General features: G+C 39.3%; 21 protein-coding genes. 9 read left to right on the top strand and 12 right to left on the bottom strand.

Features of this window, described 5'->3' with window-relative positions; genetic code table 11:
* Positions 1-45 precede the first annotated feature (45 nt).
* The 3 genes from ASU03_RS14830 to ASU03_RS14820 form a co-directional block, all read right to left on the bottom strand.
* Complete coding sequence (locus tag ASU03_RS14830) at positions 46-393, bottom strand: formyltransferase family protein (RefSeq protein WP_269433035.1); 348 nt, start codon at positions 391-393, stop codon at positions 46-48.
* 35 nt (positions 394-428) lie between these two features.
* Positions 429-656 (bottom strand): VF530 family DNA-binding protein, encoded by a 228-nt coding sequence (locus ASU03_RS14825; protein WP_057832566.1) that lies wholly within the window; start codon positions 654-656, stop codon positions 429-431.
* 149 nt (positions 657-805) lie between these two features.
* Positions 806-1,534: a glutathione peroxidase gene (locus ASU03_RS14820; protein WP_057832565.1), complete on the bottom strand. Its 729-nt coding sequence runs from the start codon at positions 1,532-1,534 to the stop codon at positions 806-808.
* Between the two features lie 291 nt (positions 1,535-1,825).
* Between ASU03_RS14820 and hutG the strand changes: the two genes are divergently transcribed.
* Both hutG and ASU03_RS14810 read left to right on the top strand, forming a co-directional pair.
* Positions 1,826-2,614, top strand: a complete 789-nt coding sequence (gene hutG, locus ASU03_RS14815) for an N-formylglutamate deformylase (RefSeq protein ID WP_057832564.1) — start codon at positions 1,826-1,828, stop codon at positions 2,612-2,614.
* Between the two features lie 97 nt (positions 2,615-2,711).
* Complete coding sequence (locus ASU03_RS14810) at positions 2,712-4,121, top strand: formimidoylglutamate deiminase (RefSeq protein WP_057832563.1); 1,410 nt, start codon at positions 2,712-2,714, stop codon at positions 4,119-4,121.
* A 33-nt stretch (positions 4,122-4,154) separates the two neighbouring features.
* Here ASU03_RS14810 and ASU03_RS14805 read toward each other — a convergent pair whose 3' ends face one another.
* The gene (locus tag ASU03_RS14805) at positions 4,155-4,511 is read right to left on the bottom strand and encodes a hypothetical protein (RefSeq protein ID WP_057832562.1); all 357 of its coding nucleotides are present in this window, start codon (positions 4,509-4,511) and stop codon (positions 4,155-4,157) included.
* Between the two features lie 162 nt (positions 4,512-4,673).
* Between ASU03_RS14805 and ccoG the strand changes: the two genes are divergently transcribed.
* From ccoG to ASU03_RS14790, 3 genes are read left to right on the top strand one after another with little or no spacing between them, the layout of a single operon-like run.
* The gene (gene ccoG / locus ASU03_RS14800) at positions 4,674-6,137 is read left to right on the top strand and encodes a cytochrome c oxidase accessory protein CcoG (RefSeq protein WP_157465923.1); all 1,464 of its coding nucleotides are present in this window, start codon (positions 4,674-4,676) and stop codon (positions 6,135-6,137) included.
* On the top strand, positions 6,137-7,123 hold the full coding sequence (locus ASU03_RS14795) for a serine/threonine protein kinase (protein ID WP_057832561.1): 987 nt from the start codon (positions 6,137-6,139) through the stop codon (positions 7,121-7,123). The genes ccoG and ASU03_RS14795 overlap by 1 nt, the downstream gene beginning before the upstream one ends.
* Before the next feature lie 44 nt (positions 7,124-7,167).
* Positions 7,168-7,812, top strand: coding sequence for a thiol:disulfide interchange protein DsbA/DsbL (locus tag ASU03_RS14790; RefSeq protein ID WP_057832560.1), 645 nt, complete (start codon positions 7,168-7,170; stop codon positions 7,810-7,812).
* A 94-nt stretch (positions 7,813-7,906) separates the two neighbouring features.
* Here ASU03_RS14790 and ASU03_RS14785 read toward each other — a convergent pair whose 3' ends face one another.
* From ASU03_RS14785 to ASU03_RS14775, 3 genes are all read right to left on the bottom strand, one after another.
* Positions 7,907-8,977, bottom strand: a complete 1,071-nt coding sequence (locus ASU03_RS14785; protein WP_057832559.1) for a trypsin-like peptidase domain-containing protein — start codon at positions 8,975-8,977, stop codon at positions 7,907-7,909.
* 398 nt (positions 8,978-9,375) lie between these two features.
* Positions 9,376-10,749 (bottom strand): Do family serine endopeptidase, encoded by a 1,374-nt coding sequence (locus tag ASU03_RS14780; RefSeq protein WP_057832558.1) that lies wholly within the window; start codon positions 10,747-10,749, stop codon positions 9,376-9,378.
* 127 nt (positions 10,750-10,876) lie between these two features.
* Positions 10,877-11,332 (bottom strand): YhcB family protein, encoded by a 456-nt coding sequence (locus tag ASU03_RS14775; protein ID WP_057832557.1) that lies wholly within the window; start codon positions 11,330-11,332, stop codon positions 10,877-10,879.
* A gap of 183 nt (positions 11,333-11,515) precedes the next feature.
* Between ASU03_RS14775 and zapE the strand changes: the two genes are divergently transcribed.
* Positions 11,516-12,631 (top strand): cell division protein ZapE, encoded by a 1,116-nt coding sequence (zapE, locus tag ASU03_RS14770; protein WP_057832556.1) that lies wholly within the window; start codon positions 11,516-11,518, stop codon positions 12,629-12,631.
* Between the two features lie 458 nt (positions 12,632-13,089).
* Here the strand turns inward: zapE and ASU03_RS14765 are convergent, their stop codons facing one another.
* The 4 genes from ASU03_RS14765 to folB all read right to left on the bottom strand — a co-directional run bounded on the left by ASU03_RS14765 (position 13,090) and on the right by folB (position 15,821).
* The gene (locus ASU03_RS14765; RefSeq protein WP_057832555.1) at positions 13,090-13,932 is read right to left on the bottom strand and encodes a tetratricopeptide repeat protein; all 843 of its coding nucleotides are present in this window, start codon (positions 13,930-13,932) and stop codon (positions 13,090-13,092) included.
* Between the two features lie 151 nt (positions 13,933-14,083).
* Complete coding sequence (locus ASU03_RS14760; RefSeq protein WP_057832554.1) at positions 14,084-14,905, bottom strand: undecaprenyl-diphosphate phosphatase; 822 nt, start codon at positions 14,903-14,905, stop codon at positions 14,084-14,086.
* A gap of 47 nt (positions 14,906-14,952) precedes the next feature.
* Complete coding sequence (folK, locus tag ASU03_RS14755; protein ID WP_057832553.1) at positions 14,953-15,450, bottom strand: 2-amino-4-hydroxy-6-hydroxymethyldihydropteridine diphosphokinase; 498 nt, start codon at positions 15,448-15,450, stop codon at positions 14,953-14,955.
* Complete coding sequence (gene folB, locus ASU03_RS14750) at positions 15,450-15,821, bottom strand: dihydroneopterin aldolase (protein WP_057832552.1); 372 nt, start codon at positions 15,819-15,821, stop codon at positions 15,450-15,452. The genes folK and folB overlap by 1 nt, the downstream gene beginning before the upstream one ends.
* 158 nt (positions 15,822-15,979) lie before the next feature.
* Between folB and plsY the strand changes: the two genes are divergently transcribed.
* Positions 15,980-16,570: a glycerol-3-phosphate 1-O-acyltransferase PlsY gene (gene plsY, locus ASU03_RS14745; protein ID WP_057832960.1), complete on the top strand. Its 591-nt coding sequence runs from the start codon at positions 15,980-15,982 to the stop codon at positions 16,568-16,570.
* Positions 16,571-16,756: 186 nt separating this feature from the next.
* Here the strand turns inward: plsY and tsaD are convergent, their stop codons facing one another.
* Positions 16,757-17,818, bottom strand: coding sequence for a tRNA (adenosine(37)-N6)-threonylcarbamoyltransferase complex transferase subunit TsaD (gene tsaD / locus ASU03_RS14740; protein ID WP_057832551.1), 1,062 nt, complete (start codon positions 17,816-17,818; stop codon positions 16,757-16,759).
* A 281-nt stretch (positions 17,819-18,099) separates the two neighbouring features.
* On the opposite strand from tsaD, the gene rpsU reads away from it, so the two are divergent.
* Both rpsU and ASU03_RS14730 read left to right on the top strand, forming a co-directional pair.
* On the top strand, positions 18,100-18,315 hold the full coding sequence (gene rpsU / locus ASU03_RS14735) for a 30S ribosomal protein S21 (RefSeq protein WP_057182314.1): 216 nt from the start codon (positions 18,100-18,102) through the stop codon (positions 18,313-18,315).
* A 57-nt stretch (positions 18,316-18,372) separates the two neighbouring features.
* The gene (locus tag ASU03_RS14730) at positions 18,373-18,822 is read left to right on the top strand and encodes a GatB/YqeY domain-containing protein (protein WP_057832550.1); all 450 of its coding nucleotides are present in this window, start codon (positions 18,373-18,375) and stop codon (positions 18,820-18,822) included.
* Positions 18,823-18,847: the final 25 nt, after the last annotated feature.

Raw genomic sequence — 18,847 nt, 5'->3', positions numbered from 1 at the left:
TTACTTACAGTCGAATTAATTCGCTAGGTATTCGCTCAGCTAAAGTTAAGCAAGAATTACCGTTTTATCACCATTTAGACAGACTCGCTGTTCAGCATGCAGCCTTACCGCATGGCTTAAAGCCGTGGCTTCTAAATCATGTCCCATATGTACCATCTGCTCTATGGTGAACGTGTGATTAATGGGTTTTACTTCCTGAGCGATAATAGGACCTTCGTCAAGGTGAGCAGTAACATAATGAGCGGTAGCGCCAATGACTTTAACACCACGAGCATGTGCTTGATGATAAGGGCGAGCACCTTTAAAACTTGGTAAAAAAGAGTGATGGATATTCATTGCTCGGCCTGATAATTGCTGACAAAAGTCATCAGAGAGTATCTGCATTAATGTTATTACTACTAGTCGGCTAAGAGAGTGATTATTTATGCTTAAGTGTGGATTTTATTTTTATTGTTAAGGTAAAGCTGCTCAACCTTCTCTCTCGCCCAGGGAGTTTTACGTAAAAATTTCAAGCTTGATTGAATACTGGGATTGTCAGTAAAGCATTTTATTTTAATGGTTTTACCTAAGGTCTCAAAGCCAAAATGGGCTTCTAATTCAGTGACTATGGTCTTTAAATTAATACCATGAAGCGGGTTATAAGGCTGGTTATCCATTATTAATTCCAATAAGTAATATTCGTGCTAGCGCTAAGGTGCAGCAGTAGCTGTAAACAAAAACACAATAACGAGAGTATATCATTACTGTGTTTTTATTGGGGTATTGCTTGCTTTAAGGCTTTAGGCTTAAAGCAAGTAAAGGGCGACTAGCTAAAGTATTTAGTTAGCTCATCATTGCCACCAATATGTTTACCATCAATAAATATCTGTGGTGTGGTATCCGCTTGGGTAATGGCGCGCATTGCGGTAATACTGACGTCTTCACCTAATATCATCTCTTCATATTGTAAACCTTGCTCGGCTAATAATGCTTTGGTTTTTGCACAATGTGAACAACCGTGTTTGGTGAATATAGCCACTTCTGTGCTTTGCACTGCTGCAGGGTTGATGAAATTAAGCATGGTATCGGCATCGGAAACTTCAAAGGGGTCGCCGGGTAAATCGGGCTCAATAAACATTTTTTCAACTATGCCATTTTTAACTAACATGGCGTAACGCCAGCTTCGTTTACCAAAACCAATCTCTGCTTTATCAACTAACAAGCCCATGCCTTGGGTAAACTCACCATTACCATCGGGAATAAAACTAATGTTGTCGGCATCTTGGTCTTTTGCCCACGCATTCATGACAAAGGTATCGTTTACTGAGATACAAATAATCTCATCAACACCATTGGCAAAAAACTTCGGTGCTAATTCGTTATAGCGAGGTAAGTGAGATGATGAGCAGGTTGGGGTAAATGCACCGGGTAATGAAAAAACCACCACTGTTTTGTTAGCAAAAATATCCTGGTAATTACGTGTACTCCAGGTGTCATCAGCTATGATTGGAAAAGTAACTGCAGGGACTTTTTGACCGGTAATATCGTTAAACATAATGAAAATCCTTTCGGGGGTTAATGGTGTTTTTTTTGCCGAGTCGCTTAACTCGTTAAGATGAAGCTATTATGCTAGCTCAACTTAGTTAAGTAAAACGCATTAAATCTATCATTACAATAGGTAAAACCTATTTAACTAAGTTGTTAAGAAACGAATTAAAAACTCAGCTTAACCTTGGCTAAGATAAAAAATTCCATCTATCCTTGCTCAGAGTAACCAACGCATGATAAATTAGTAGCGCTTAAGTTGTATATACAATTTGAATAGCAGCCAATTTTGAGGGATAGTATGAATAGAAGTTATGACTTGGTCACGGGCAATATGGGTCTGCTCATTAGCATGCCGCATAACGGGCAATTAATCCCTGACAGTATAGCCAGCACCATGACAAACATTGGCCATCAGGTTGCTGATACTGACTGGTATATGGATAAACTTTATGACTTTGCCCAAGGTCTTGGTATTGCGATTATTAAACCTAGATACAGTCGCTATGTTATCGATTTGAACCGCAATATAGATGGCATAAATTTATACCCCGGAGCAAATAGTACCGAGCTTTGTCCCACGACAGCTTTTGATTTATCACCATTATATAAAGCTGGGCAAGAGCCCAATGAGGCAGAAATTCAGCGCAGAATTGAGCTTTACTGGCAACCCTATCATCAAGCATTAAACGCTACCTTAACCCAGATGAAAGCACAGTTTGCTAAAGTGGTGTTATTGGATGCCCACTCAATTTTGTCACACGTGCCACGTTTTTTTGATGGGCAATTACCGGACTTTAATTTTGGTAATGCTAATGGTGCAAGCTGCGGCAGCGAACTGATCAATAAAATAGCACAACTTGATTTATCTCCTTACACGAGTGTGGTAAATGGTCGCTTTAAAGGTGGCTATATCACCCGAGGTTATGGCAAGCCAAGAGAAAATATTCATGCGGTGCAGTTAGAGTTATCACAGCATACCTATATGGATGAACCAAGTGATCGTTACAATGAAAAAAAAGCCGCTAAGGTAAAAGAAAAGTTACAAGCATTTGTGCAATGCTTGGTTGACTTTACTCAGCAAAAGTAAAGAATATGCACGTTAATGCTAGCTGGTTTAGCCATGGGCTGGTCTTTTTTGTAAAGGGTTTAAGTCAATAATTTAAGCCCCTCATTAGTAGAGCAATATGAAACTATACGCAGAAAATATTTTATTAAAAGATGGTTGGGCCAGTAAGCAAACTCTTACTATTGAACAAGGTATCATTACGGCCATTGACGCTGGCATGATTGCCGGCGCTGAAATCGCCCAAGGTGCTGTTATTCCAGGCATGGTAAATTGTCATTCGCACGCTTTTCAACGGGCTTTTGCCGGTTTTAGTGAGCAAGGCAGTGAAGGGCAAGATAGTTTTTGGACTTGGCGAAAGATCATGTACCAATTTTTAGCCGAGCTAACCGTCCTTGATGCTAAAAATATTGCTAAACAACTCTATATTGAAATGCTCAAAATGGGTTATACCCGAGTCGCAGAGTTTCATTATTTACATCATGATATTGATGGCAGTACCTATGAGGGTAAAACTTATGCCGCTATTTCTTCTGAAGAAAAACCAGCAAACCTTGCGACTATGGCGCAAGCCATTTTTGAGGCGGCAAAAGAGTCAGGTATAGGTTTAACCTTATTACCAGTCCTATATCAACACAGTGGTTTTGGTGAACAAGCGCCGAGTGATGGTCAAAAGCGCTTTATCAACTCAACGGAGCAGTTTAATCAATTAGTCAGTGACTGCTTTGCCTTAAGTGAACAATATGCAAATACCAATGTTGGTATCGCGCCACATTCTTTACGTGCCGTTAATAAAACCTCACTACTCAGTGCGGTAGCGCATGTTCGTAGTTTAGATAAGCAAGCTCCTATTCATATTCATATAGCGGAGCAACAAAAAGAAGTTGACGATTGCTTGAACCATTATGGCAAAAGACCGGTGCAATGGTTACTTGATAATATTGAACTTGATAAATATTGGTGTTTAATTCATGCCACTCATATTGATGAGGCAGAAATAAAAGGCATTATTGCTAAACAAGCCATTGCCGGAATTTGTCCAACCACGGAAGCTAATTTAGGTGATGGTATTTTTCCGACTGCAGAATTTTTAGCACAGCAGGGCACTATTGCCATTGGCTCTGATAGTCATATTTCAGTGAACCCTATTGAGGAATTACGCTGGCTTGAATATGTACAGCGCCTGATAAAGCAGCAACGCGCTATTTTAGCAACAGATGAACAAGCATCTGTAGGGCAAAATTTATGGCAGCGAGCGGCCATAGGTGGCGCGCAAAGTACCAATAGTAATACCGGCTGTTTAGCCATTGGCAAACAAGCTGATTTATTGGTACTAGATAGTGATAAAACTAAGTTATTTGCTAATGCCAACCAACATTTATTAGATAGTATGATTTTTGCCAGTCAGCAAAATCCAGTCTTTGATGTAATGGTAAATGGTTTGTGGCAGATAAGAGCTCAACAGCATGTTGAGCAAGAGCAAGCCAGTGAGAACTTTGCCAAATTATTAGTGAGGTTATCTGCTAGTTAATAGCGTTATCGGCAGGTGTTTTAACTCAAGTGGTTAAAACATATTGACATAGCGATTTATGGTTGAGCAGACTTTCTTTTCATTGTTGATATGAAAATCAACATCTCTTTGTTCGGTTTTACAAATGGTGAAATAAAATGTTTTAACATTTTCTCTTGATGAGGTGATTTCTTTTAAGCGTGCCACTTCTTTTTCTGAAAACGCGGCCAAATCATGTTCTAAATCTAGATAAATTTTATCGGCTTTTAACCTTACTTTGGTATCACTGAGCTCACTGAAACCATCAAGTAACACTTGTTTCTGCTCATTATAAAATTGAGTCACTTCTTCATTTGGGTAAAAATGTAAATAGAGTGCCACCGCTACGATTAAGATCAATAAATGCTTCATAATATGTCATATAATAAATAAGAAGAGCTGACTTTATATTATTTAACTCGCTAAGGTAATAAATTATTAGCTATTATGCGCATTTGTTAATAAAATCAAGCTTCTTTTAAGGCTAGCAAGTAGCCCATTAGTAGTATCTTACTCGCTTACCAAGGATTCATCGTGAGAGAAAACGACCCATCATCATCTACGCCTAAAACCAATAAGGCGGTAGTTGGACAGTATATACCTATTAAAAATGTAAAAATTCATGGCAGTAAAAACACCGGTAAAGAGCGTTATAAGCCAGGTGACCAAATATATGTCCGTAAAGTGTCTGGTTTTTTTCAAAAACTCAGGCAACGAATGAACCTAGTCTATTTTGCATTTTTTCTAATGCTGCCTTGGTTGCAGTTTAATGGTCATCAAGCGGTATTGTTTGATATCAGTGAGCAACGATTTACCTTGTGGAGCCTTACTTTATGGCCACAAGATTTAACCTTGCTGGCGTGGATTTGCATACTGGGGGCTTTTTTACTGTTCTTTGTTACTACCTTTCTTGGTCGAGTCTGGTGTGGTTATATGTGCCCACAAACCGTATGGACGTTCATCTTTATTTGGTTTGAAGAGAAAATTGAAGGTACTGCCAATCAGCGACGAAAATTAGATCAGCAAAAATTAAATCGTAAGAAAGTCATACGAAAAACCTTAAAACACAGCGCTTGGTTATTATTCTCGCTTTATACCGCGATGACTTTTGCGGGTTATTTTTCGCCGATGCAGGACTTGTTTATTGATGTTTTTACCCTAAATACTAGTGTGATGATGGCTGGTATTCTGGTTTTTTTTACTTTGGCTACCTATGGTAACGCGGGTTGGATGCGAGAAACCGTATGTTTACATATGTGTCCTTATGCGCGCTTTCAATCAGCCATGTTTGATAAAGATACCATAACAGTTGCTTATGATAGTAAACGCGGCGAAAGTAGAGGTGCTCGTGGTCGTAAACAAGACCATAAAGCCATGGGGCTCGGCGATTGCATTGATTGTAATCTATGTGTTGATGTTTGCCCTACCGGCATAGATATTCGCAATGGCTTACAATATGAATGTATTAACTGTGGTGCCTGTGCGGATGCTTGTGATGGGGTTATGGATAAAATGAATTATGAGCCCGGCCTTATTCGTTATACCACAGAGCATGAATTGCAAGGAAAAAAAGTAACTATAGTACGCTCTAAACTTATCGGTTATGCGGTGTTACTCGTTATTATGAGCACGTTGTTAGTTCTTGAAATAGTTAATCGTGTGCCGTTATCCTTAGAAATTATTCGCGACCGTACTGAACTGGCAAAAGAGAATTTTAATGGCGATATTGAAAATGTCTTTACCTTAAAAATTCTCAATATGTCGCAAACAGATAATACCTATAAACTTTCAATGCAGGGTATTGCTAATACCCAATGGCATGGTAAACAAGAAGTGACCGTTAAGGCCGCTACTGTCTATACCTTACCGATAAGTATTTCTGTTGACCCTTATGAATTGGAACATTATATGACTACTATTACTTTTACCGTAGAACAAGTTGCACCGATAGGTGAGGCGAAAATCGAGCAAGAAAGCCGATTTTTTAATAAATATTAATGGCCTCCTTTGATTTTAGTGCCTTGTCACCAGACTTAATTATTGATGGTTTAGAAAGTGCAGGATTTAGTGTTGATAGCGGTTTACTGGCGCTCAATAGTTATGAGAATCGTGTCTATCAATTTCATGATGATAACTTAGTTAAATATGTGACTAAGTTCTACCGTCCGCAGCGATGGCAGCTTAAGCAGATTCACGAAGAGCATGATTTTTCCTTTGAACTTGCTGAGCAAGAATTACCGATAGTTGCGCCACTGAAAGTCAATGGCGAAAGTTTATTTGAATATAAAGGTTATCATTTTGCCGTATTTCCTTGTCGAGGTGGACGTATTTTTGAGGTTGACAATCTTAACCAGCTAGAGTGGATGGGACGATTTATTGCTCGTATTCATGCCGTTTCATCGCAAAATGACTTTCAACATAGGCCAAATTTTAATACTGATGAGCTACTGTTACAAGCACGTGAAGGTATCATAGCCTCGAACTATGTGCCAAAAAGTTTATCAACAGCATTTTTTACCATTTTAGATCATGTCATTGCGGTTGCAGCCGAGCAGTATTTGCCCGCACAACATACTAAGCAAATTCGCTTACATGGTGATTGTCATGCCGGTAATATATTATGGCGTGATGAAGGACCTCACTTTGTTGACTTCGATGATTGTCGAACCGGTCCCGCCATTCAAGATCTATGGATGATGTTATCAGGAGACAGACAACAGCAGTTATTACAGCTTGATACTTTATTGATGGGTTATGAGGAGTTTTTTACCTTTGAAAGTGAGCAGTTGCTCTTGATAGAATCATTAAGAACTATGCGACTGGTTAATTATATGGCATGGTTGTGTAAACGCTGGCAGGATCCTGCTTTCCCCCTAAATTTCCCTTGGTTTAATACTGAGAAATATTGGGAACAGCAAATACTCATGTTGAAAGAGCAAATGTCTGCCTTACAACAACCGCCGTTAAGTTTGAATAATTTTTAGCTCTAGTTATGATAAATAGGGCCATTTTACTTTAGGAAAAAATAATGAACAAATTACTAAAATCTCTTCTGTTAATGCCGCTATTGGTCTTATCTGTAGGTGCTGCAGCTGCACAATACACTGAAGGGGAGCAATATACTAAAGTGAATGAGACGGTCACTAAGAAAAAAGAAGTGCGAGAATATTTCTCAGTATATTGTGGTCACTGTTTTAAGTATGAGCCTATCATGCATAGCCTTAAAAAGACTTTACCTGCGGATGCTTCATTTAAGCGTAACCATGTTGACTTTCTTCGTACAGCCAGTACTAAAATCCAACAAATGATCACCAAAGCAATTGTAGTCGCTGAGCAACTAGGTGATGCCGACAAATTAATTGGTGCGGTCTTTAATTATATTCATGTGCAAAAATCGGTGATTACTTCTGAAAAAGATATACGCAATATCTTTGTGCTAAATGGCGCAGATGGTGATAAATTCGATAAACTGATGAAAAGCTTTAGTGTTAATTCACAAGCTAAATCAATGAAAAAACACCAAGACAACATGAGTGAAAAACGAGTGTTAACGGGTGTGCCAACAATTATTGTTAATGGTAAATATAAAATTGACGCAACTAAATTAGATAGAAAGAATTTTGAGCAAGATTACCAAAACCTAGTTAAATATTTACTTGAATTAGATTCGTAAATACTTTTTCTCGTTAAAAAAGGCAGGCGGTATTTATACCGTCTGCCTTTTTTTTATTAATCATTCAAGCTAATTGTTTATCACCTAGGAAAGCCTAGTTAGAGAGCTCAATAATTTTAACTTTGATGGTTATGGCATTACCTTGTCGATAAACCTTAAAGGTTAACTCGGTATTTGGCGGTGTTTCAGCAATGATATCTAAGGCGTCGGTGACGCTATCAATTGACTCGTTATCGATTTGATAAACCACATCGTTTACTTGTATACCGGCAATTTCTGCTGGGCTATGTGCCATTACTTCATCAACAACAAAGCCTTTTAACTCTCTATGGTACTTGGTCGTGGAAATACCTAACCAGCCACGGACAACTTTGCCATTTTCAATGATCTGACGCATCACCTTATAGGCAAGTTGATAAGGCACGGCGAAGAAAATTCCTTGAATCGTTAGTTGAGGATTAGACTGGGTGAATTTTCTTGAATTGATGCCCACTAAAATACCATTGCTATTGATGAGTGCTCCGCCTGAGTTGCCTTCATTGATGGCGGCATCCATTTGTAAAAACTCTAAATAGCTGGTATTGCTCAAGCCATTTCGCCCCGTCGCACTAATGATGCCTTGGGTTACGGTTTGGCCTAAATTGAGCGGATTACCTATGGCTAGAACTATATCGCCCACTAATGATATTTGTTGCTCTTTTTGTGGAATGACTGGCAGATTGCTAGCATTTACTTTCAACACGGCTAAATCAGTATAATGATCAAAACCTATTAGTTCAGCGGGATAGATTTGACCATTTTGCAGTAATACCTGAATAAGGTCGGCTTGGCTAATAACATGTAAGTTAGTCAAAATATAACCATGGCTGTCCATAATTACCCCTGAGCCTAAGCGGGTACTTTTACGCGCTTTACGGCCGTATTGCGGATTCACTTCAATTTGTTCTGAGTAAATGTTTACCACAGCGGGGCTGGCGATGCTAACTGCCTTAGCAAAGGACAGTGGCGCCTGCTGCGCTTGACTGCCTTTAAAAAGGCTTGTTACCAAACTAGTACCATTTAAGCCAGGCACTAAGCCAGGCATCAGTAGTAATAGCACCACAGCTAAGAAGATGCCGTAACTGATTGCTGTGAATGTATATTTTATTGAAGAGAAGAGTTTCAAAGGCTATCTTATTTTATGTTGTGCCAAGATTTTCAGTGTAACATAAAAAAAGCTGATCATATTGACCCAGCTATTGAATAGCAGGGTCAATATGATCAGCTTAAGATGTAAATTTAGCTATGCCAAATAGATATACCCAAGCGACTTCAAGATGCTCGTTTCAGGACGCCTGAGCGATTCATGTTCAAGGCGTGTATTTCATTAAGGGTTATTCCCTTAATGAACTACGCAACGACGAACGTGATTTTCTCAGACGTCCCAGAATGGCTGGTTTATAAACGATTTACGCTACGTTTTTGACTTCGACAATAGAATAACTATTCTCTTCAATCAATGCCTTGCCTAAATACGTTGCTAATTCCAGCTGAATCCTGCATCTTGAGGGGGCTTGGGTATAATTAGCGGATCATTATATACTGGACATGATTATCACGAACAATATTGAGTGCTAAGACACCGGTTTTATCTTTAAGGTAATCACGTAGTTGCGCAATATCTTTGATACGACTACGATTAACACCAGTGATGAGATCACCCGCTTTTAATCCTGCCATTTCAGCCGGAGAGCCTTGAGCAACTTGCTCTATAATTATCGCCTGCTTTTTAGTGCTATTTTCTAGTTGAGCACCCGCTAACATACGGTGAATACTTGCTGGACTAATCTCCGCACTTTGATCTTGTTTTAATTTTACGGTAAATACTTTTTTGTCACCATCTCTTATTATCGTTAAATTAACCGTGGTATTGGCGCCAATTGAGCCTATTTTAGCGCGTAATTCAAGGAAACTTTTAATTGCTTTACCATTCATGCCAACGATAACATCACCGGCTTTAATACCTGCTTCATCAGCCGCTGAGTCTGGCATCACTTGTTCAATAAAACCGCCTTGGCTGATATCTAGCTCCATAGCTTTGGCTATTTCGCTATTAACACTGCGCCCTGATACACCAAGAATGCCTCGATGGACCTCACCAAACTCTATAATTTGTTTGATAAGGTTATGCATCATATTACTTGGGATAGCAAAACCAATACCGACATTACCACCACTAGGGCCTATTATAGCCGTATTAATGCCAATTAATTCACCGCGTAAATTAACTAAAGCGCCGCCGGAATTTCCACTATTTATTGCCGCATCGGTTTGAATAAAGTCTTCATAATGTTCAATATTTAAGTTGCTGCGACCAAGGGCACTAACAATGCCGGACGTTACTGTCTGCCCTAAGCCAAAAGGACTACCAATAGCGATAGCGAAATCGCCTACGCGCAGCTCATCAGAGTCTGCCAACTTTATTTCAGTTAAATTGTCCGACTTGATTTGTAATAAGGCGATATCACTTTTTGCATCGCTACCTATTTTTATTGCTTCTAATTGACGACCATCTTTTAAGGTGACCATTATTTCATCAGCGTTTTCTATCACATGATAATTGGTAACTATATAACCTTTTTCGCTATCGATAATGACACCTGAACCCAGGCCACGAAAAGGCTGTGGTTGAGGCTGACTTTGCCTCTTGTTACCAAAGAAAAATTTAAAAGCCTCCGGGACATTTTGCTGCGGAACTTTATGGGTGCCTATTACAGAAATACTGACTACGGCTGGCGTGGTATGTTCAAGCATGGGTGCCAAACTAGGCATAACTTGACCATCGACTTGCGCGGGCCAATTTGCTAAAACTGGCGCGCTAGTGAGTGCTAGGGTAGATGAGAATAATGCAGCACTGACTACAAGTGATAATTTAGACAGTTTAGATGACTTTTTCATATTTAAGAGTTCTCCGAGATATATTAATACACCAATAAAAAAAGCTAACGAGTGTGCTGTTAACTTTTATAAATATGCTCAAATAGACTGAAATAAAAGGTTTTAGTTCAGACAATTGTGTATCAAATCACTCCGCAGTTGTAACTTTTTGTTTCTGATCGGTAAATAGGCCACTTGGATTATCCGAGTAATCAAGAGGTGCTTCTGTGATGCTCTCAGCGGTATCACTGCTTCGTTTTTGATGACGTAAAGTTGCTGTTTGCGCTAGTTGTTGCTGAGTCTCGGCTGAAAAAAACGGCATGCTGTCAACTTCAATAGAGGTTGCTTTTTGTAGCAGATGGGTGCTTTCTTGCATTTGTTTCATCGCCGTTTGGCAAGTATTATTCATTTGGTCCAGTAACTTGGCTGAGCTTGATAAATGCTCGGCAACATCAAGTTGGTATTGTTCCAAAGCCGCTTCACTTTTATTAACTTGCTCCGCTAATTTACGTTGCTCTTGGCTAGTATTGGAAAGAAGACGAGTTGCGAAAAAACCACCAATGCCGCCGATGATAAAAATGACTAGAGCTATTACTACATCCATAGGGTGTACCTTTCATTGTAAAGAGAAATTGATTCGTTGGGTATAAATATGATACCGAGATAGATTATACTAGCATCAAAACAATTTGCTTAGCTAATGCTTAGTTATATATCTTAGCAAATTGCTCTTTTTCAAGTACCTCAGAATACCTTAAGAATTGATTTTAAATAACGTAGGCTCTCCATGATAAAGCTCTCTCCTATAGATAAGTATAAACAAGATTTAACCAGAGATGATTTTCTATTTGATGCAGCACAGGAAAATGCTGTTATTCATCTACAACGTTTATATGACGATTTACAAAATAAGCCCTTAGCAGTTTCAGGCTTTAAAAAAGTACTGAATCGTTGGAAAAAAATATATAAAAAACAAGAACAAAAACCCATTAAAGGTTTGTACTTATGGGGCGGTGTTGGTCGAGGTAAAACCTATTTGGTTGATACTTTTTATGATAGCTTACCTTTTGACAATAAAATTCGTGTGCACTTTCATCGTTTTATGCACAGAGTTCACCTAGAGCTGAAAGGTTTATCTGGTCAAGCAGACCCGCTAAAAATCATTGCTAAAAAGTTCGCGGATGAAACACAGATCATTTGCTTTGATGAATTTTTTGTCTCAGATATCACCGATGCCATGATTTTAGGGACACTATTCGAAGAGTTATTTGCTCATAATGTCATCCTAGTCGCGACCTCAAATATTATTCCCGATGAACTGTATCCTAATGGTTTACAAAGAGAACGATTTTTACCAGCAATAAAGCTCATCAACGAGCATACCCTAGTCGTTAATGTTGATAGTGGTATCGATTATCGCTTAAGAACCTTAGAGCAGGCGGAAATATATCATTATCCTCTTGATGCTCAAGCGGAAGAGAACTTAATACATTACTTTAAGCAACTATCGAGTGATGAAGGTAAAGCAGGTCAATCTATTGAGATTCATAATCGTCAATTAGAGACTGTTTTAGTCAGTGATGGTGTGGTCTATTTTGACTTCGCCGTACTGTGTGAAAGTGCTCGTAGCCAGGGTGATTACATGGAAATCAGTCAAGTATATCACACGGTATTAATGGCCAATGTCAAAGCAATGGGGCCAGACAGTGATGATACCACGCGCCGTTTTATTGCCTTGGTTGATGAGTTTTATGAACGTAATGTGAAGTTAATTATGTCGGCAGAATTGGCTTTAGAAGACTTGTATAGCGGAGGTCGCCTCGCCTTTCAATTTAAACGTTGCTTAAGCCGTTTACAAGAAATGCAATCACATGATTATCTAGCTAGTGAGCACATACCATAAACATTAGCTCAGCTTTAGCCGTTAACTAAATATTAAAAAAAGCCCGGCTCACGGTTAAAGTGAGTCGGGCTTTTTATTTGCTATATATACCCGTCACCATTCAAAGTGCTCGATTTCAGTGGGAATTAACATGGCTTTAGGCAAGGGAAATAATTGAAGCATAGTCATTATATGGTTTAATTATTTAACGCGGTATAAAGTCATGTTAAACCCATCGAAGAAGCGTTTGAGCAACATCACTTCATCGTTGCTGTAACTCATAATGGAACAACCATTATTTCATCACAGCGCCTTGAATTGAAATTGCTCAACCACTCTGAAACATACATCTTGAATGGTAACGGGTATAGGTCGAGACAGTAGCTTAAATACTTGTTCGCGCTATCTTATGGACTAACACCGTTGAATATTATTAATCAAGGCTAATACACTCGGCTAGGTATTAGTGCACTAGATCATTAGTACATTAGCGTGTAAAGCTTGCGACGAAACTTAGCTGCAAGAGAGTCGCCATCAGGTAACGCTTTTAACACATCTAAAAACAGTTCCTTGCTTTTGCCTTTAGTGCTTTCATCACCCGCTTGTACCAAACGAAATAATATCGTTAGTGCTTCTTCTTGACGATTAACTTGGCTGTATTGAGTAGCAAGTTGCTGACTGAGGTTGATATCATCAGGTGTTGTTGCTAATTGTGCTTCTAAGGACTGAATTTCAGGAGAGTTTTCTGCCTGCTGTGCTAATTCTACTTTAGCCAGCAATGCTTGATAGTCACTATCTTGATCAACCATCATTATGCTATCTAATAACGCCTTTGCTTCAGTTGTATTGCCGGTTTGCAAGTTAACATCAATTAATACTAATTTAATATCGGCACGACTATTATCAATTTGATAGGCTTGCTTGATGGCCGTTTGAGCCTCGATTAACTGCTCTTCATCAAGAGCATTTTTCGCTTGCCCTAATAATATATCTTCTGGCTTAGGTAAGTATTTCTCTAAAAATGTCGCGATGCTAGCGTCATCTTGTGGTCCTGAAATACCATCAAGGGGTTGGCCATCTTTTAGTAAAATAGCGGTAGGTAAACCCTTAATGCCAAACTGCTCAGCAATTTTCTCTTGTTTTTGACAATCCACTGTCGCCAACGTTATATGGTCACTTAAGTCGGATAACTTGGCGGCTAATTTATCTCGTAATTCAACACTTTCAGGGACTTGTTCAGCCCAAAAGGTAACCAGGACTAATTTGCTTTTTGACTGTTCAACAACGACTTCTTGAAAATTATCTAGGGTAATGGCAATCATATTTATTTCTCGAGTGTAATGATTTTCTGAACGGTAAAGTGTTCACTAGTGAAGTTTTAACTGGTAAATATTTTAACATGAAATGGGGGCATGCTTGTTATAGATTTACTTATTGAACCTAGGTTCATAACAAGCAAACGTAAAGAAAATGCTAAGCTAAAATATACCAAAATAAGCCAACACCTAATATTAATCGGTAGATAACAAACGGCATCATGCCCAGTTTTTCTAACAATATTAGAAAGTAATGAATACAAGCATAAGCACTGACAAAAGCTATTAAGCTGCCTAAACCCATGGCCAACCAATCAACACCCTCAGCGGATAACACCAATTTTAACGTTAAATAACTACCGGCCATGGTGATGGCAGGAATAGACAGTAAAAACGAAAAACGAGCAGCGCTAGCACGGCTTAAGCCCAGCATTAAACCAATGGTCATGGTAATGCCTGAACGCGAGGTGCCTGGAATTAAGGCAATTGCTTGTGCTAAGCCAATTAACATCGCACCTTTAATACCCAATTTTTCCATCGGCTTATGTGTTGCACGTTTACCCGCTTTGATATCAGCAAAGCCTAAAAGAAAGCCAAACAGTAATGTTGTCGCGGCAATGACTAAGGCAGAACGTAAATGTTCTTCGATAAAGTCCTTACCTAATAAACCAAATAAACCGGCGGGAATGGTGGCAAATAAAATCCACCAGGCAAGTTTGCCATCAAAGCTTTGCTTGCCTTTTTCTGGGCCAACACCGACAGTGCCTAACCAAGCGACAGCCATAGCACCCACTTCTTTACGAAAATACATGATTACTGCTAATAAAGTGCCAACATGTACGGCAACATCAAAGGCTAAGCCCTGATCTTGCCAGCCGAAAATTTGTGAGGGTAAGATGAGATGAGCGGAACTGGAAATAGGTAAAAATTCGGTTAAGCCTTGTAATAAGGCCAGGATGATTATTTCTAAAGTACTCATGTGTCGTTAGTTGTCCTTTACTTTGGGAGTAATAATAAGAGGCTAGTCTACCAGCAGTTAGCCACTATACTGAGTTGTTGACTGGTTTTATTATAACCTTGCCATAAATCGCGATAGTTTTGTTGTAAAACGGGGTGTGCCAACTCAGGGGCAACCTGACTCAGAGGCCATAAGACAAAAGCATTCTTCGTTATTTCATCACGAGGGATCTGTACCGGTTGCTCAATAACTAAATTATCATATAATAATAAATCTAGGTCTAAGGTACGAGGGCTAAATTTCTTGGCCTTATGGTCGCGACCATGAGAAAACTCTATTTCGCGTAACATACTCGCCACTTGTTCGATACTCTGTCGGCATTTGATAGCGATTACCATGTTATAAAAAGCGGGGCCATTAAAACCTATCGCCTCACATTCAAATAACGAAGATAAAGTTAACTGGGCAAAAGGCAGTTCAAATGCTTTAGCTAACGAGATTAAGCCTTGTTTAACATTATGCTCACGTTCGACATTACTACCTAGTGAGATGTAAATTTGAGCCATTAAACTAGGGTCTCTATGGTTTGTTGACCACGTTCGATTTCTACACCAACGGTTTGTGCATTATGTACCGCCCCTGGTTTGCCAATACTGAGTTTTAACCAGGGAATATGGTATTGAGTCATTAAGTAGCTCGCCAAACGCTCAGCCAGTGTTTCAATTAAGTCTACCGGGTTGTCATTAGCAAAGCGCTCTATAGCGACAGAAATATCGGCATAATCTAAAGTTTTAGCCAGCTCATCATTGAGTGCCGCATTCGCCGTATTCCAGCCCATGGCAAGATCAATGACCAAGGTTTGCTTTATTTCTTTTTCCCACTGAAAAAAACCAATAGTGGTTTGAATACTTAAACCTTTAATGAACACCTTATCCATGACTTACCTAATATGTTGTTAGAAGAACTATTGCAGTTATTATGCAATTGTTACAAAATAAAGGGCGATTTTACCTGCGAAGTGCTAGAAAAACTAGCAGAGATGAAGATAGAATAATAATTCTATCTTTTGTGCCAATAATGGATTTTATCATTTTAATGTTATTACTCACGCTTACTATGATCATTGCCGCGTATTTAATAGGCTCTATTTCCAGTGCCATATTAGTGTGTAAATTTTTAGGCTTGCCAGATCCAAGAACAACGGGCTCAAAAAATCCGGGCGCAACCAATGTCTTACGCATGAGTAATAAGCTTACTGCCGTCACGGTATTATTTTTAGATATACTCAAAGGCACTATCCCAGTATGGGGCGCGTATTTTTTAAAAATAGAACCGCTATATCTAGGTGTGATTAGTGTTGCCGCTTGTTTAGGGCATATGTATCCGATATTTTTCAATTTTAAAGGTGGAAAAGCCGTCGCTACGGCCTTGGGTACCTTACTGCCTATTGGTTTTACTTTGGGAGTGATGCTCATCATTACTTGGGTGTTAGTGGTGAAATTAAGTAAGTATTCTAGTCTAGCGGCTATAGTTACCGTTGCTATTGCGCCACTTTATGTCTACTTTTTAAAGCCTTTATATGTTTATCCAACGTTAATGCTCTGCGCTTTGATACTCTTTCGGCATCGCGAAAATATTAAACGTTTACTTAAAGGTACAGAGAGTAAGATTACTCATAAAATATAATAAAGCCCCCGATAACATCATGAGTGTTACTGGGGGCTTTGTTCATACTGTTATCTTACCGGTGGTAATGAATCCAAAGGCCATCTAGGGTGAGTTTTAAACGCTTTGCTTGTTAGCTCGGCATCTGTGCCTGCTTTTAATCGCCGAAGTTCTTATAAAAAATCATAGCAAGTTCTACCTCAGCTACTATTTTAGCGGTGGTAATGAATCCAAAGGCCATCTCGGGTGAGCTTTAAACGTTAAGTCAGCATCTGTACCCGCTTTTAGCCGCTGTAAACCCGCGTAAGCAATCATGGCGCCGTTATCGGTACAATATTCCGGGCGAGGATAGAAGACACTGCCACCAAGCTTCTTGGTCGTTATTGCCAGTTTTTCACGTAAAGCAGTATTTGCACTAACACCACCAGCAATGACTAATCGCTTTAATTGCTCTTGTTGCAAGGCGCGTTTACATTTGATTGCTAAGGTATCTATCACGGCTTGTTGAAAGGCATGGGCGATATCTGCGTGGGTTTGCTTTAATTGGCTTGGTGATAAAGCTGGCTCGATATTAAGGCATTCTTTACGTATTAAAACAGCCGCGGCTGTTTTTAAACCACTAAAACTAAAGTCCAAACCGGGTCTATCTGTCATAGGACGAGGTAATTTAAAACGTCCGGCTTGACCGCTTTCTGCCATTTTAGAGAGGGCAGGGCCGCCTGGGTAATCTAAACCGAGCAACTTAGCGGTTTTATCAAAAGCTTCACCAGCGGCATCATCAACCGATTCACCGAGTAATTTATATTCACCTATAGCATCGACACGTACTAGCATGGTATGGCCACCAGATACTAATAAAGCGACAAAAGGGAATTCAGGTACATCATTTTCAAGCATTGGCGCTAATAAGTGACCTTCCATATGATGTACTGGTACAGCAGGTAAATCCCAGCCATAAGCTAAACTTCGACCAATAGAGCAACCGACTAAAAGTGCACCGACTAAACCTGGGCCAGCAGTATAAGCAACGCCATCTAAATCTTGAGGCGTAAGATTGGCATCTGCTAAAACTTGCTTAATCAATGGAATAGTTTTACGGACATGATCTCTTGATGCCAGCTCTGGTACCACACCACCGTAATCGGCATGAACGGCTATTTGACTATATAAGCGATGAGCGAGTATACCTTGTGGACGATCACCCTGACCATCATCATAAATGGCAATGCCAGTTTCATCACAAGAAGTTTCAATACCTAAAATACGCATAATATATAGAGTCTCAAAAAATAGAAATATTACCCCGCATTTACTCACTTTAAGCACAGTAAATACAAGCGCAGTAATTTTACCGTGTTTGTCAGTAAGTCACCAGTGGATTTACTACATTGTCATTAAATTAGTCTTTACATTGCTAGGTGCTTAGCAGTAGAATATGGCACCCATTTTTGATAGAGCGGGTGCAGATGAGGTGCATATTGTGAGTTAATACAATGTCAGACCGAAATCAGTCACCGATTTATATAGATTTATACTAAGGTAAAAAGTACATGCCAGTAATTAAAGTTAGAGAAAACGAACCATTTGACGTTGCATTACGTCGTTTTAAACGTTCATGTGAAAAAGCAGGAATCCTTTCTGAAGTTCGTCGTCGCGAATCTTACGAAAAACCGACTTGGGAACGTAAACGTAAAAAAGCAGCTGCTGTTAAACGTGCTGCGAAAAAAGTTTCTCGTGAAAGCGCTCGTCGCGTTCGCATGTACTAAGATTCTTACCAGAATCCTTAGTAGTCTTTCCCTTTAGAAAGAGTGAGCTTGATTTAGATGTCACTTCTAATACAACTCAAAGATGAAATGAAAATTGCTATGCGAGCTAAAGACAAGTTACGTCTTGGTGTTATTCGCATGGCGCTTTCTGCAATAAAACTAGCAGAGATTGATCACAAAACCGAAGCAACAGATGACAATATTATTGCCATATTAACCAAAATGGTTAAGCAGCGTAAAGAGTCAATTAAAATGTTTAGCGAAGGTGGTCGTGATGATTTGGCTGAAAAAGAAGCCGCAGAAGTAACTGCGATAGAATTTTTCATGCCAGAGCCGCTTAGTGCAGAAGAAATTAATGAATTAATAAATAAAGCAATGACTGAATCTGGTGCGGCTTCTATGGCTGACATGGGTAAAGTGATGGCGGTGTTAAAACCCTTAATGCAAGGTAAGGCAGACATGGGCGCGGTTAGCGGTCAAGTCAGAGCCGCACTCAATGCATCATAGTTAACACCCTATTTAATACATTAAA

Source organism: Colwellia sp. TT2012, from assembly GCF_001440345.1.
In the GTDB taxonomy this organism is placed as follows: domain Bacteria; phylum Pseudomonadota; class Gammaproteobacteria; order Enterobacterales; family Alteromonadaceae; genus Colwellia.
This window is presented reverse-complemented; position numbering and strand designations above follow the sequence as displayed.

What these genes read in the sequence shown, in the direction of transcription:
- ASU03_RS14825 (WP_057832566.1), bottom strand. Translation starts at nt 656, where the DNA reads ATGGATAACCAGCCTTATAACCCGCTTCATGGTATTAATTTAAAGACC.
- ASU03_RS14820 (WP_057832565.1), bottom strand. Translation starts at nt 1,534, where the DNA reads ATGTTTAACGATATTACCGGTCAAAAAGTCCCTGCAGTTACTTTTCCA.
- hutG (WP_057832564.1), top strand. Translation starts at nt 1,826, where the DNA reads ATGAATAGAAGTTATGACTTGGTCACGGGCAATATGGGTCTGCTCATT.
- ASU03_RS14810 (WP_057832563.1), top strand. Translation starts at nt 2,712, where the DNA reads ATGAAACTATACGCAGAAAATATTTTATTAAAAGATGGTTGGGCCAGT.
- ASU03_RS14805 (WP_057832562.1), bottom strand. Translation starts at nt 4,511, where the DNA reads ATGAAGCATTTATTGATCTTAATCGTAGCGGTGGCACTCTATTTACAT.
- ASU03_RS14795 (WP_057832561.1), top strand. Translation starts at nt 6,137, where the DNA reads ATGGCCTCCTTTGATTTTAGTGCCTTGTCACCAGACTTAATTATTGAT.
- ASU03_RS14790 (WP_057832560.1), top strand. Translation starts at nt 7,168, where the DNA reads ATGAACAAATTACTAAAATCTCTTCTGTTAATGCCGCTATTGGTCTTA.
- ASU03_RS14780 (WP_057832558.1), bottom strand. Translation starts at nt 10,749, where the DNA reads ATGAAAAAGTCATCTAAACTGTCTAAATTATCACTTGTAGTCAGTGCT.
- ASU03_RS14775 (WP_057832557.1), bottom strand. Translation starts at nt 11,332, where the DNA reads ATGGATGTAGTAATAGCTCTAGTCATTTTTATCATCGGCGGCATTGGT.
- zapE (WP_057832556.1), top strand. Translation starts at nt 11,516, where the DNA reads ATGATAAAGCTCTCTCCTATAGATAAGTATAAACAAGATTTAACCAGA.
- ASU03_RS14765 (WP_057832555.1), bottom strand. Translation starts at nt 13,932, where the DNA reads ATGATTGCCATTACCCTAGATAATTTTCAAGAAGTCGTTGTTGAACAG.
- ASU03_RS14760 (WP_057832554.1), bottom strand. Translation starts at nt 14,905, where the DNA reads ATGAGTACTTTAGAAATAATCATCCTGGCCTTATTACAAGGCTTAACC.
- folK (WP_057832553.1), bottom strand. Translation starts at nt 15,450, where the DNA reads ATGGCTCAAATTTACATCTCACTAGGTAGTAATGTCGAACGTGAGCAT.
- folB (WP_057832552.1), bottom strand. Translation starts at nt 15,821, where the DNA reads ATGGATAAGGTGTTCATTAAAGGTTTAAGTATTCAAACCACTATTGGT.
- plsY (WP_057832960.1), top strand. Translation starts at nt 15,980, where the DNA reads ATGTTATTACTCACGCTTACTATGATCATTGCCGCGTATTTAATAGGC.
- tsaD (WP_057832551.1), bottom strand. Translation starts at nt 17,818, where the DNA reads ATGCGTATTTTAGGTATTGAAACTTCTTGTGATGAAACTGGCATTGCC.
- rpsU (WP_057182314.1), top strand. Translation starts at nt 18,100, where the DNA reads ATGCCAGTAATTAAAGTTAGAGAAAACGAACCATTTGACGTTGCATTA.
- ASU03_RS14730 (WP_057832550.1), top strand. Translation starts at nt 18,373, where the DNA reads ATGTCACTTCTAATACAACTCAAAGATGAAATGAAAATTGCTATGCGA.